Raw genomic sequence first — 13990 nt, 5'->3', positions numbered from 1 at the left:
ACCGCCAATCTAAAATCTAAAATCGGTGTGGGCTTCTCCTAGAAAGTAAACGTCGTTCTGACCACCCCAATCACCAAATCAGAATTATTCTTATTGTGGTCAGGAGCAGTTAGCCAAATCAGGCCGGGAGTGATAGAAATATTGTCGCTCAACTTAAACTGATAAAAACCTTCAACGTGCAGCGAAGTATCCTTATCTTCCGGCAAAGTCCGATTAGTAGAACTCGTCACCCGCGGCTCCATACCTACCAAAATGCCTGCCACATTTCCTTCTTTCAACAAATCGGGAAAAGCCAAAGTAACTGCCCAGTTCCAGATTTTTTGATCCCCCCTCTGCACAGAACCGGTAGGAGTAGCCAAGTTGGATAAAATGCGCTGGTTGGTGTAACCCGCCCAACCGCCAATTGCCAATCTGCGGTTCAACCGCCACGAAGCTTGTGCGCCGTAGGAATTGCTAGTAACTGGCAGAGTGCTGTCGCTGTCGAGGCCGAAGGAACCGAGACGCACCGGAAAATTAGAAGCATTGCTCCCGGTACCAGTAACGAAGTTGTAGGAATTAACGTAAGTTAAACCTAAAGCCATGTTGTCGTTCGGTTTGAAAGTCAACTGAGCCAAACCGCCGTAAGAACCGTTGAACAAACCGTTACCCTGTGTCGGGTTCGCAGCGTTGCCGGCCAAATATCCCAAACTCAGCTCGAGTTTTTCCCCAAACTGATGCCGCAGAGCGATGCCAGAACCGCCAGTCAAATAGTAAATCGGGTTGCGAGTACCGAAATTAGAAAGAGCACCGCTGCCACCGTCTCCGTCAAAGTAAGGGTTGACAGTGTTAGCAAAATCATCAGCCGCCCCGGCGTTGGCTTCGAGAATTACAGTCGTGTTTTTCCCTAGAGGGAATTGGTAAAGCAGCGCATCTAAACCTACAGTATTGCTAGCCTCGGCAAAAGGCCCGGCGTTAAACCGCAATTCTCCTTCAGCGGTTTTCGTATTATTCGTAGAAAACGAACCCAGATTCAAAACTTGCAGTCGAGTTCTCAGCAAATCTTCTCCAGAAAAACTCGTGTCGAAATTTATCCGAACCCTGCTGCCAAAAGCCGTGGTTTTATCAGCTTCGCGGCCCTCGGCATCCTCTCCCCCGGCGATACCCGCCAAACCAAATATTACTTCGCCGTTGAGTTTAGTCGTAGTTGAAAACTGATTTGCTTCTAATTCCGAGGCGCGCGCTTCCAAAGCATCGACGCGGCCGCGCAAAGTTGCCAACTCCGCCGCAAATTCTTCTTGCAACCTTTGCACAGAAGCCAAATCTTCTCGCGTCGCCAGACTTCTGGAACCGCCTTGAATCAGCTCGGTAACTTTATCCAAACACGCATTTAAACCTGCTGCAAACTCGTAGCGAGTCATCGCCCTATTGCCGCGAAAAGTGCCGTCAGGATAGCCAGCTATGCACCCGTAGCGCTCTACTAGGGATTGCAAAGCTTGGAATGCCCAATCGGTGGGCCGAACGTCGGAAAGTTGAGAAACTGAGGTTACTTGGCCAGCCCCATCTTCGCTGCGACTGTCTTCTGCGCTGTATTGATTGATTTGTTCTAAAACATTTGACTGTGCTTGAGGTTGGGCGCTTGAATCTTTGGATTGCGAAATTTGCTCGGGTTGCGCGGCCGGTTTTTCTGCGTTTAAATTAGCCAGTGATGCGGCGGGTTGCGTTTCGCTTAAGTTTGCGGGCGCTACTGCGGGGATTTGCTGCGCGACTGGTTGTTCGGCACTTAAATTTGCGGGCGCTACTGCGGGTTTGGTTTCGCTTAAATCTGCTGCAATTGCGTTTTCCGTTGCTTTTGCTTGTTCGGCAACTGGGGCGATGGGATCGTTAGCGTTAGCGAAGCGATCCGAAGGAAAGCCCTCGTAGAGGTTCGCACTTTCTTTCTCAATAGTTTCAACAGTCAAGTTGCTAGCTAGTGACGCTGGTTCGGCTGTCTCAGGCTTTGCTGTCTCAGACTTGGCTGCCTCGGTTGCAGCACCTGCTAATTGCAATTTATCCGTTTGAGCTGCCGTGGCAATTTCTACAGGTTGCTCTGCTAGCGCCGTCGAAGATACTACTAAACCTGCTGCCAATACAGCGGGACTAACTAAAAGTCCCTTCCACAAAAATTTGGACATTTTTCCTCACACCACATTGAGCCGATCGCCCGTTCCGAAGATTTAGGCGCTCGCAAATCACCCTTAGTATTCCGCCTAATAGTATTTCTTGTCAACAATCGGGGAAATCCGTGCCGGAGAGTGCAGTTTTGCTGTGGTTGATTTGACAAAAACTCCGTTTATTCCCAAAATCCTTGGTTTGACCTAGATACCTACCTAGAAACCTGGTTGATAGCTGGATATTGCGTAAGTTGATCCCTTAGTAAGACTAATATTGACAGCACTGGCGCTAACAAATCGTTCGATCGGCTACAAATACAAGTGAAAAAACTCAAATACGCCCTAGTTCACGAATGGTTGACGCCCTTAGCTACTGGCGGTTCAGAACTCGTAGTACAGGAAATCCTCAAACACGTAGACGAGGCAGATGTCTATGCCCTCATCGACTTTGAATCAACCAATCCCGAAAGCTATCTTTTCGGGCGACAGATTGGCACAACATTTTTGCAGCACTTTCCCAAGGCCCGCAGCGGCGTCCAAAAATATCTGCCATTTCTGCCGATCGCGATCGAACAACTAGATCTGCGAGAATACGACATCATCCTCTCATCATCCCACGCTGTGGCCAAAGGCATCCTCACCAGTCCCCAGCAACTGCACGTCTGCTACTGCCACACTCCCATGCGCTACGCTTGGGACTTAACTTTTGACTATTTGCGTAGCAGCAAAGCCGGACGGGGCATCCCGGGGCTGCTGACGCGATATTTGTTGCATCGACTGCGGCAGTGGGACGTAATTTCCGCCAATCGTGTTGATTATTTCATCGCTAACTCTCAACACACTGCGCGCCGAATTTGGCGCTGCTATCGGCGGCGGGCCCAGGTGATTTATCCGCCGGTAAATATCGAGCGATTTTCCTTGATGCGGCAAAAACAGGACTTTTACGTCACAGTTTGTCGGTTGGTAAGTTACAAAAACGTAAGTGCGATCGTCCAAGCATTCAATCAACTCGGGCATACTCTAATTGTCATCGGCACCGGGCCAGAATTAGAAATGATTCGGCAAATCGCCAAACCCAACGTGCAAGTGCTCGGCTGGCAGCCCGCCTCCATAGTTGAAAAGTACATGGCAGAGGCGAAAGCGTTTGTATATGCAGCTTGCGAAGATTTTGGCATAGCTTTGGTAGAGGCTCAAGCTTGCGGAACACCAGTAATTTCCTATGCAGCAGGGGGCGCTTTGGAGACAGTGCTCGACATTCGCCAACACCCAGAGACAGGGACTGGTTTATTTTTTTCCTCCCAAACAGCAGCAGCATTAGTCGAAGCTGTCAAGGAATTTGAGCAGTTGCAAGGCACATTTCGGCCAGAAATCTGCAGGTTGCGCGCTGAACAGTTTGCCCCGGAAGTTTTTGGGCAGCGCTATCTAGCTTTTGTGGAACGCTGCTATCAGGAATTTCACTCCCGTGATTTTACCGAGTCTGGGGCTTGAGAGTGCCAGAACCCGATAGCGGGACAATCTTCCTTCTGCCTTTGTATAAGTGCCTTCAGAAGACCTCTGCATAAGTGCCTTGTGCCTTTTTCCTTATGCCGCCAGAAGCCCTCTTCCTTCTTCCTTCTGCCTTTTGAAGCCTTCAGAAGGCAGAAAATTGAGTATTGGAAACATAATTGAGAGAACAAAGCGTCTTGAGGCTTTATGATCAGGACTGTGTGTGGTGTGAAGTGAAGGAGTAAGATGACTGCCGACAGCCAACTAATCTCCGGTAAGGTAATTCGAGCGATCGCAAGACGCGGTTTTGGGTCTGTCCTGCAAGGAGATAGACGCATAAGTCGTTCTCTACAGAGCCTCGACGGAGAACTTTTCAAGCGGTTATTTGACATCCTGTTTTCCTTATCGGTTCTGATCCTGTTTGCTCCGGTTTACCTGCTTTTGGCTTTCTTAATCGCCTTAAGCTCGCCCGGTCCTATTTTTTACGTACAGGAACGAGTAGGCAAAAACCGTAAAAGGTTTTATTGCCTTAAATTCAGAACGATGGTGGAAAATGCGGACGATATATTGCTGGAAATCATGGAAAATTCTCCGCATTTGCGTCAAGAGTTTGAGGACAATTTCAAGCTGAAACAAGACCCTCGAATTACCTGGATTGGAAGATTTTTACGAATGACCAGTTTAGACGAGTTTCCCCAGTTTTGGAATGTTTTAAAAGGAGATATGAGCGTCGTCGGACCGAGACCTTTAGTTGAAGAAGAACTGCCGAGATACGGTAGTCACATCAACAAAATTCTCACCATAAGGCCTGGAATTACAGGCTTGTGGCAAGTGTCCGGTCGCAACGACATTCCCTATCCCCGCCGAGTCCAAATCGACCTCTATTACGCAAATGACAAAAACCTTTGGATGGATATGTGGATTGTTTTCAAAACAATTGGAGTTGTGATTTTTCCCAAAAATAACGGCGCATATTAATTTTTGTCCGCAGTCAGCAATCGGTAGTTAGTTTTATTTGTTACTGACCACTGATGCTGACTACTGACAATCCGCGACAAACTCTTTGTCAAAACTAAAAATTTCCTGGGTGCCGATCAAAGAATTGTGAGCTTAACTAAAGGGGCAAATACTTAAATAAACCTAACTCTTATTCATCTAGAAAGATCGGTTCTTCTAGATAGACTACTTTAGGTTTAGGTGTTAAACTTAACTCTATAACCTTTGGCTTAAGGGGGATAGCCTACTTATCTTGGGATAGCCCACTACCCAACAGCGTAGGAAGTAAACTTCAACTGGCTTTAGGTAACTAAAGTTAAGTTTGAGTAAGTTTTATAAAGCAGTTAACGTAGAGTTTGAGAATACGGCCGGCAGGGAGCAACAGCCTCTGCCAAAAAATTATTGTGAATTAACACAGCCTGTCACAGGAAAATCAGATGACGCAACGCAAGCGAGCGCTAATAACAGGTATTACAGGTCAAGACGGCTCCTACTTGAGCGAATTACTGTTAGAGAAAGGATATGAAGTTCACGGCATTATCCGGCGCAGTTCTAGTTTCAATACCGATCGAATTGACCACATCTATGTCGATCCTCACAGCGAGGGTGCACGCCTGTTTCTACACTACGGCGACTTGACGGACGGCACCACTCTCCGCCGGATATTGGAAGAAGTTCAGCCGGTAGAAATTTATAACTTAGGCGCTCAATCTCACGTTCGAGTCAGTTTTGACTCGCCGGAATATACGGTTGACACAGTAGGGATGGGAGTATTGCGGCTGCTAGAAGCAATTCGGGACTATCAGCACCGCACCGGCATAGAAGTGCGGTTCTATCAAGCAGGTTCTTCGGAAATGTTTGGTTTGGTACAGGAAGTTCCGCAGAAGGAAACAACTCCTTTTTATCCCAGAAGTCCTTACGCCTGCGCCAAAGTTTACGGGCACTGGCAAACAGTAAATTATCGCGAATCTTACGGACTTTTTGCCTGCAACGGCATCTTGTTCAATCACGAATCTCCCCGCCGTGGCGAAACTTTTGTAACTCGCAAAATTACTCGCGCCGTTGCCAGAATAGTCGCCGGCAAGCAGAAAAAGATTTATTTGGGCAATCTCGATTCCAAGAGAGACTGGGGCTATGCTAAAGACTACGTGCGGGCGATGTGGCTGATGCTGCAACAAGACAAGCCTGACGATTATGTCATTGCTACCAACGAAACCCATTCCATTAAAGAATTTCTCGATTTGGCTTTTACTTACGTCAATTTAGATTGGCAAAAATATGTGGAGTTTGACGAACGCTACTTGCGGCCGGCAGAAGTCGAACTGTTGATTGGCGATTCGACTAAGGCGCGCCAGCAATTAAATTGGGAACCTTCTGTAACTTTTCAGGAGTTAGTACATTTAATGGTAGATGCTGATATAAAAGCTTTAGACCAGCAAGGTCGAGGTTCGGGCAACGGATTTGATTAAGTCGCTAAACCAAGCCGTCAGTACGAACAATTTGTAGGGGTAGGGCCCCGTGTCTACCCCTTTGGCGAAAGCCGTACACCGGACGATCGCCCCTGCACACACTTCACAAATGATGAGAGGGTTGTTACAGCTATTAGCGTAGCGCGATCGGCATTCAAAGAACCAGCTTAATTGCTCGCAAAATTTTAGGCTGTGCGGGCTAAAAAAAACATTAAAATGATAGTTGGGGAGTTGCGACCCCTATATCTAACTTTCGGGTGTGCACCGCGCAAATTGTCCCTATCTGCTGCAGCTAAAACAAATGTGTGGGCAACCTCATCCTGCACCTCAAAGCTTTTTTTGCTAAAGCAACAATTTTAGAATTGAAATTGTCGATCGACCTTTATTCAAAATCCCGAGGCTAAAATTATGACAAGCTTGGATTTAAGCAGCAAACGCATTCTAGTCACGGGCGGCGCCGGTTTCTTGGGCCGTCAGGTAATCGACCAGCTAGTGAAAGCAGGGGCCGATGCTGATAAAATTTCGGTAACTCGATCGATCGACTGCGACCTCCGCGTCATGGAAAACTGCAAGCGCGCCGCCGAAAAACAAGATATTATCATTCACCTCGCCGCCCACGTCGGCGGCATCGGCTTAAACCTAGTCAAACCTGCTGAATTATTTTACGATAATTTGATGATGGGCGCGCAACTAATCCACGCCGCCTACGAAGCAGGAGTCGAAAAATTTGTCTGCGTAGGCACTATTTGCGCTTATCCTAACTTCACCCCAGTTCCTTTCAAAGAAGATGACCTGTGGAACGGCTATCCAGAGGTAACTAACGCACCTTACGGAGTAGCGAAAAAAGCCTTATTAGTGCAACTGCAATCCTACCGCCAGCAGTACGGATTCAACGGTATCTACTTGCTACCAGTAAATCTGTACGGCCCGGAAGATAACTTTGACCCGAAAAGTTCCCACGTCATCCCCGCATTAATTCGCAAAGTCCACGAAGCGCAAGAAAGGGGAGACAAAACACTGCCAGTTTGGGGCGACGGCAGCCCTAGCCGCGAGTTTTTGTATTCCACAGATGCCGCGCGGGGAATTGTGATGGCAACGCAAGATTACAGTGAATCTGATCCGGTTAATTTGGGAACGAATAGTGAAGTTAAAATTCGCGATTTAGTGGAAACGATTTGCGAATTGATGGGATTTGAGGGAGAAATTGTTTGGGAAACAGACAAACCGAACGGTCAGCCGCGCCGCTGTTTGGATACCCAAAGGGCTAAGGAAAAGTTTGGTTTTGTTGCGGAGGTGCAGTTTAAGGAAGGATTGAAAAATACGATTGATTGGTATCGAAAACACGCAGTTTAAGTGTGACAAACCCGGTTTCATTAAGAAACCGGGTTTTTTTAGGAAATAGGGTGAATGGCAGTAAATCACCAGAAAGAACTTTTTAGTAAAGCTGGCTCTTCCTTACTTAGTGTGCCCAACGATTAGTTTAAGTAGTTAAAACCCAAGCTATGTATGAATCGAAGGAAAAAATTGCTCCTAATTAACTGAAGTAAGATCGGAAACCCTTGCTGTGTAAAAATTTAGGCTATTAATTTCAGATAAATGAACACACGAAGTACGGAAGATCCGGCATATTTAGCCTTCCATACCGTAAATCTGCAACGGCGAATAAGAATGGAGTGGCCGATTTTACAACCAACCTGTAGATAAGGCAAACAATATAGTCAACCTACTCCCACGATAGCAGTAAATAGCCATTGCTTTCGATCTATAAAAAAGCCGATCGCAATTTCTGCCAATGTATATTATGGGCGATAGACTACCTCTAAAGGAATATTGTAAAAAACCTTTTTGACAATTTATTAAAATTTATTATACTACTTGTCAGGTGCGGAGCGTAAATATTCTCTCACTCCCTATACAAAATCAAGCCTGACCGAAAACAATTTGGTCACTAGCCCCGCGATTCATTCCTTTGCAGGCTGAGTGACAGTGTAAACTTTCCAAGTCTTTAATCTAAAATCTAAAATCTAAAATCAAATGACAGCCGACAAACCCGGATTCAGCATTAGCGCGACCGCGATTCGCCGCCACATCGGCACTCTCATGCTGACACTTGCGATTATAGTCGTGGGCATTTTCTACATCACCCAACTGCCCGTTGACTTGCTGCCATCCATCACGTATCCTCGCATCAGCGTGCGCTTAGACGCCCCCGGAGTCTCCCCAGAAGTTGCAGTTGACGAAATTACCCGCCCACTGGAACAAGGACTTTCAGCGACAGAAGGAGTCACGCAAGTTTTTTCCCGCACCCGCGAAGGACAAGTCAGCGTCGATTTATTCTTCAGACCGGGCGGCGATATTGACCAGGCTCTTAATGACGCTACAGCCTCCGTCAACCGAATTCGCAACCGACTTCCGGATACAGTTGAATCGCCCAGTCTGTTTAAATTTGACCCTTCTCAACAGCCGGTTTACGAATTCGCCCTGACTTCAGACTCGCGACAAGGGGTAGATTTGCGGGTATTTGCAGATGAAGAATTAGCCAGGGAAATTAACGTTATTCCCGGAGTAGCTTCCGTTGACGTTTCCGGCGGCGTTCAAGAAGAAATTCAAGTTAATATTGACCTGAACCGACTGCAAAGTTTAGGAGTTAATCTTAATGACGTTTTTAATGCTTTGCGCGAGCGCAATTTAGACACTTCCGGCGGTCGGTTGCGGCAAGAATCTAACGAACCGCTGACGCGAACCATCGGCCGCTTTAGAACAGCCTCTGAAATTGCCAATCTTTCCTTTCAAGTATCCGGTTCTAACCCGCCAAAACGAGTTTACCTGCGCGATTTTGCCCAAGTCAATGACGGCACGGAAGAACAGCGAGTCAAGGTTTTCCTCAATCAAAAACCTGCAGTTAAAATTAGCATTTTGAAACAGCCGGACGCCAACACCATTACTGTTGTAGACGGAGTGAAAAATCGCATCAAAGAAATGCAGGAGTCCGGCTTGATTTCGGCGGACATGACTGTAGTTACTACCTTAGACGAATCTAGATTTATCCGCAATTCCTTAGCCGATGTGGCAAATTCGGGAGTTTCAGGGGCAGTGCTGGCTGCGATCGCAGTTTTGTTCTTTTTAGGTTCCCTCAGACAAACGCTGATTATTTCTCTGACAATTCCCCTATGTACTCTAGCAGCCATTATTTTAATGCGGCTGTTCGGTATGTCGCTGAATTTATTTAGTTTAGGCGGTTTAGCGCTAGGAATCGGTCAGGCGATCGACACCAGCGTAGTTATTTTAGAAAATATTGTAGTCGGTCTAGACAGCAACCCTCATCTAAAAAAAGGCAGAATTAAAGATCGAAAAGAACGCACAATAGAAGAGTCTGTGTTGCGGAGTGAAGAAGTAGAATCAGCAATGGTTGCCTCCACAGCGGCCAACTTAGTATCAGTGCTGCCATTTTTGCTGATCGGCGGCTTCTTTTCGCTGCTATTTAACGAATTAATTTTGACAATTAGCTTTGCAGTAGCAGCATCTCTGCTAGTAGCTTTAACGGTAGTGCCGATGCTGACTTCTCGCTTGATGGGAATGTCTTATTCCAGTGGTATCAGTCAGTTTGGGCCGATAAAACATTTCAACCGCGGTTTTGAGAACGGTACGCGGGCTTACGGTTCGATGCTCTCAAAAGTCCTGGGTTTGCGGTTAATTATAATCGTAGTAGCTTTTGTCATTTTAGGCGGTGGCACATGGGTGATGCTAGGACAAATTCCCCAAGAAATTTTGCCGAGAGTTAATACAAGTCAAGCCAGATTATTTGCTTCATTTCCTCCGGGGACTAACTTGGAAACCAATCAAAAAGTGATTGCTGCTGTCGATAAGATTCTGCTTGAACAGCCAGAAACAGAGTACACTTTAACGACAGCGGGAGGGCTGCTGTTCGGTAACAATACGTCTGAAAATTTGCTTCGAGGAAGCAGCACAATTACGCTCAAATCAGGTACCAATACCACCGATTTTACAGAAAGAATGACTGAGGAATTAAAAAAAATTGACCTTCCTAAAGGAACTCGTCTGCGGCTAGTTCCAGAATCGATTAGGGGTTTAGTTTTAACTAATTCTCCCGTGCGGGGTGGCGAAATTGATGTCGTGGTTCAGGGGGACACTGAAGAATCATTGCAGGAAGCAGGCCGTCAGATATTAAAAGCATTAGATGAGAAGGTAAAATTAGCCCGGTTTCGGCCGGAGGCAGACCCGCCGCAGTCAGAGGTACAAATTCGTCCAGACTGGGAAAGGGCTGCTGTGTACGGGCTGACAGCCCAAGATATTGGGGAGACAATTCAGACAGCAATTGAAGGTGCTGTTCCCACTCAGTTGCAGCGGGGAAACAGATTAATAGATGTGCGGGTGCAGTTCGATCGCACTTCTGTCAAATCTATTGCCCAACTCGGACAAATTCCATTATCGGGCGGCAATAACAGTATCATCCGTTTAAGTGACGTGGCCAATATTACGATCGGCAAAGCGCCGGCAGAAATTCAGCGTCTCAATCAGCGGCAAGTTTTCTTAGTTGTCGGAAACTTGAATAAGGGTGCAAGTCTCGGCGATGCTGTCCAGCAAGTCGATGCAGTTTTATCAGAACTGAACTTGCCGCGAGGAGTAAGAATTGTGCCGAGTTCGGCTGCTGAAACTAATCAGCAATTGCAAACTTCTCTCAAGCTGTTGGGGGGATTGGCGACTTTTCTAGTGTTTGTAGCGATGGCGGTGCAGTACAATTCTTTAGTTGACCCGCTGGTGATTTTGCTGACAGTGCCTCTGGCGTTGGCGGCGGGAGTATTCGGGCTTTATGTGACCAAAACTGCGATCGGGGCGACGGTGATGATCGGGGCAATTTTGCTCGTGGGAATTATCGTGAATAACGGTATTATTATGGTGGAGTTGGCGAACCAAATTCGGGAAGAGGAAGGAGTCGATCGCACGACAGCAATTCTGAGGGCGGCACCTCAGCGCTTACGGCCGATTTTGATGACAACTATTACTACAGTTTTGGGTTTGTTTCCCCTAGCTTTGGGCATTGGAGAAGGTTCGGAATTCTTGCAACCACTGGGTGTGGTGGTGTTTTCTGGTTTGTCGCTGGCGACGCTGCTGACGCTGTTTATTATTCCGTGTTTTTACATTTTGCTGCACGACTTCTTCGGGATGTTTGCAGCGAAGAAGAAGCCGCAGGCGGTGGCTATTCCCGTGCAGAAGGCGGCGAGAAAGACTCCGAATTTGTAAAATGTAGTGTCAGCTTTTTATGCACTTCGACGCAATCCGGCAGGGGTTTACACCCCTGTCTCAAAGCGAAAGTCGGTTTTAACCGACTGTAGATTTTGACGAAAGTGCGATCGATTTTAGTCCTCTTTCAGAGGACTTTTGCTATGAGACAGGGAATTCATTCCCTGTCGGACTGTCGGATTTATCAACAATACCGCTACTGCATTTGATGTGAAGTTGACGCCGCAAGAATTAGTGGGTAAGGTGCGTCAGTAAACAATTTTATGACTCCCCAAAGAAATTCCCGACTGACACACCCTACAAGAATTAGTGTTTTTGACATCCGAAAGTTTTCGTGTTACAATAATACTACACGAGAACTGGCAAAACCAAATTAAACAAAAATGCCCTACGAAAAATTAGACATATCAGCCCCAAAACCAGTATTATCTTGGGCAAATCACGCCCTGGGCGAAAAAGAAACCAAGATGACCGCCAACGTAGCATCTTTGCCCTTTGTATTCAAACACGTCGCACTAATGCCCGATGTACATTTAGGAAAAGGTGCTTTAGTCGGTTCAGTAATTGCCACAAAAGAAGCGATTATTCCGGCTGCTGTGGGCGTTGATATTGGTTGCGGGATGGCTGCGATTAAAATGCCATTCAAGGCTGAAAATTTAGAAGGTAAACTCAAACAAATTCGCCTCGATATCGAAGCAGCAATCCCTGTGGGATTTGCGGAAAACAAGGAAGTAGAAAAAACTGTCACAAACTGGCAAGGATGGGGCGAGTTTAAGGAACTTCATCAAGGCGTGCAGCACCAAAACAATAAAGCCTTAAAACAAATGGGTTCCCTTGGCGGTGGCAATCATTTTATTGAGGTTTGCGTTGATAGTGAAAACTTTGTTTGGCTGATGCTGCACTCTGGTTCTCGCGGCATTGGAAACTTGCTAGCACAGCAGCACATCGAGACTGCTAAAGATTTAGCTAAACTGGCAGAAATTAATCTGGCTGACAAAGATTTGGCTTATTTTGTAGCGGGTACGCGGGAGTTTGCCGCTTACTGGCACGATTTGCAGTGGGCGCAAGATTATGCTCGTTTTAATCGCGATGTGATGATGAATCGGTTTAAGCGAATTGTGGAAAAGCACGTCGCGGGAGGCAAATCTGTTAAGCCGTTATTAGAGGTGAATTGCCACCACAATTACGCGGAAAAAGAGGTGCATTTTGGGGAAGAGGTGTATGTTACTCGCAAAGGTGCTGTGCGCGCGGATGTAGAGGATTATGGAATTATTCCAGGTTCGATGGGGGCGAAGTCTTTCATTGTTAAAGGGAAGGGAAATGCTGAGAGTTACTGTAGTTGCAGTCACGGCGCGGGGCGCTTGATGTCTCGCAATCAAGCGAAAAATGTATTTACTCTCGATGATTTTGTGCTGCAGACTGAGGGGGTTGAGTGCCGGAAAGATGAGCAATTTTTAGATGAAATTCCGGGGGCTTATAAGCCGATTGATGAGGTGATGAGTCAGCAGTCGGATTTGGTGGAAGTTGTGGCGACTCTGAAGCAGATGGTTTGTGTCAAGGGGTGACAGAAACTGGTTTATTTGTAATTCACTTACCTAGAAAGTGCTTTATGGGAAGAGGGGGGAAATCAAGCCGCTGTTGATTTCCCCCCTCTTGACAAACGCTTTGTTTTCTAAAGCTTTTCTCTAACACACCATCTGTCTAGACTCAATTTCTAGCAAGCGCAGCAGTCTTTCATCGCCATTGGCTTTGGCTGCTTGCTTTCTACGATCGAGAATATTGCAAATATTCGCTTGGTGGACTTGCGCCACTTCCACAACTGTTGGGTAAGATTCAACCGCCCCTGGGGTGCGAACTGCTGCGCTATCCCGATCGCCAGCTTGAGAATCTCGCTTTGTAGTATGGTTTGTACCGCCGTATTTATTTGGGGCGGGAATGTGTCTCGGATAGCGATAGTTCCAGTTTTGGCCCCGATATTTGCCCGCGACTTCGCCTTCGATCATATCGACAGTCGGAATGTCGTACTCATAGTGTGCGCCGCGATAAGTGAGTTTCATATTTTTTGATCCTTATATGTATGGAGATAAAAAGGGCAGTCAGGCTAGCTTGGGTTTTTTTGGCTAAAACTTTTTTAGTTTCTGTATTCAATTATACTGTTTTTTAAGATGAATTCGTTGAATTTACAAAAATTAATATTTTGAGGGGCAGAGGGCAAGAAAAAACCCGCCGCAGCGGGTTTAATCGAGCTTTTGACTAATTCGAGCCGCGCCCGGAGCGAAACTGCTTCGGTTCCGAAGAACTACCCGACTGTCACCTGATCGGTTTGCACGTTTGTTGCACCTTCTTCAGCAGAGGCGATCGCTACCAACTTGTCAAGAATTTCCTGACTGGGAACTTGACCTTTGAGAACAACTGTGCTGCTGAGCTGAGCGACATAAACAGTCTCGATATCAGCAACTTCTGCATCGCTGTCAAAAGCTAAAGCAACCCGCTTCGCTAAGCCACTCTCGTCAAAGTTTCCGTCTGGGCCGACTTTAGCAGGAGCGATGGATTGCGCTTGTGCTGCTTGCTGTACTACTTGTGCCATCGGTTCAGCCGGGGCTTCAGGCTTTTCGAGTCCGAACAGTCTTTTAAACCAACCCATATTAG

9 protein-coding genes are annotated in these 13990 nt (G+C 46.7%); 6 read left to right on the top strand and 3 right to left on the bottom strand.

The annotated features are described in order from the left end of the window. Positions 1-38 precede the first annotated feature (38 nt). Positions 39-2150 carry an iron uptake porin gene (locus QUA53_RS07975; protein WP_333096182.1) on the bottom strand — a complete coding sequence of 704 codons (2112 nt, stop codon included), beginning with the start codon at positions 2148-2150 and terminating at the stop codon, positions 39-41. Positions 2151-2450: 300 nt separating this feature from the next. On the opposite strand from QUA53_RS07975, the gene QUA53_RS07970 reads away from it, so the two are divergent. From QUA53_RS07970 to QUA53_RS07945, 6 genes are all read left to right on the top strand, one after another. Next, on the top strand, positions 2451-3617 hold the full coding sequence (locus QUA53_RS07970) for a glycosyltransferase (RefSeq protein WP_333096181.1): 1167 nt from the start codon (positions 2451-2453) through the stop codon (positions 3615-3617). Between the two features lie 243 nt (positions 3618-3860). Then, positions 3861-4592 carry a sugar transferase gene (locus tag QUA53_RS07965; RefSeq protein ID WP_333076234.1) on the top strand — a complete coding sequence of 244 codons (732 nt, stop codon included), beginning with the start codon at positions 3861-3863 and terminating at the stop codon, positions 4590-4592. Between the two features lie 455 nt (positions 4593-5047). Beyond that, positions 5048-6079 carry a GDP-mannose 4,6-dehydratase gene (gene gmd, locus QUA53_RS07960; RefSeq protein WP_333096180.1) on the top strand — a complete coding sequence of 344 codons (1032 nt, stop codon included), beginning with the start codon at positions 5048-5050 and terminating at the stop codon, positions 6077-6079. 408 nt (positions 6080-6487) lie between these two features. Next, complete coding sequence (locus tag QUA53_RS07955) at positions 6488-7432, top strand: GDP-L-fucose synthase (protein WP_333096179.1); 945 nt, start codon at positions 6488-6490, stop codon at positions 7430-7432. Positions 7433-8113: 681 nt separating this feature from the next. Then, complete coding sequence (locus QUA53_RS07950; protein WP_333096178.1) at positions 8114-11341, top strand: efflux RND transporter permease subunit; 3228 nt, start codon at positions 8114-8116, stop codon at positions 11339-11341. Between the two features lie 383 nt (positions 11342-11724). Then, a complete protein-coding gene (locus QUA53_RS07945; RefSeq protein WP_333096177.1) occupies positions 11725-12906 on the top strand; it encodes an RtcB family protein in 1182 nt (393 codons plus the stop codon). 120 nt (positions 12907-13026) lie between these two features. On the opposite strand, the gene QUA53_RS07940 is transcribed toward QUA53_RS07945, so the two are convergent. Together QUA53_RS07940 and QUA53_RS07935 are read right to left on the bottom strand one after the other, a co-directional pair. Continuing rightward, positions 13027-13398, bottom strand: a complete 372-nt coding sequence (locus QUA53_RS07940; protein ID WP_333096176.1) for a DUF4278 domain-containing protein — start codon at positions 13396-13398, stop codon at positions 13027-13029. A gap of 242 nt (positions 13399-13640) precedes the next feature. Next, complete coding sequence (locus QUA53_RS07935) at positions 13641-13985, bottom strand: BON domain-containing protein (protein ID WP_333096175.1); 345 nt, start codon at positions 13983-13985, stop codon at positions 13641-13643. Between the last annotated feature and the right edge of the window lie 5 nt (positions 13986-13990).

This window comes from Microcoleus sp. Pol12B3, from assembly GCF_036701355.1.
Classification (GTDB): Bacteria; Cyanobacteriota; Cyanobacteriia; order Cyanobacteriales; family Microcoleaceae; genus Microcoleus.
Note: the sequence above shows the minus strand (reverse complement) of the source record. Positions and strands in the feature narration are given on the sequence as shown.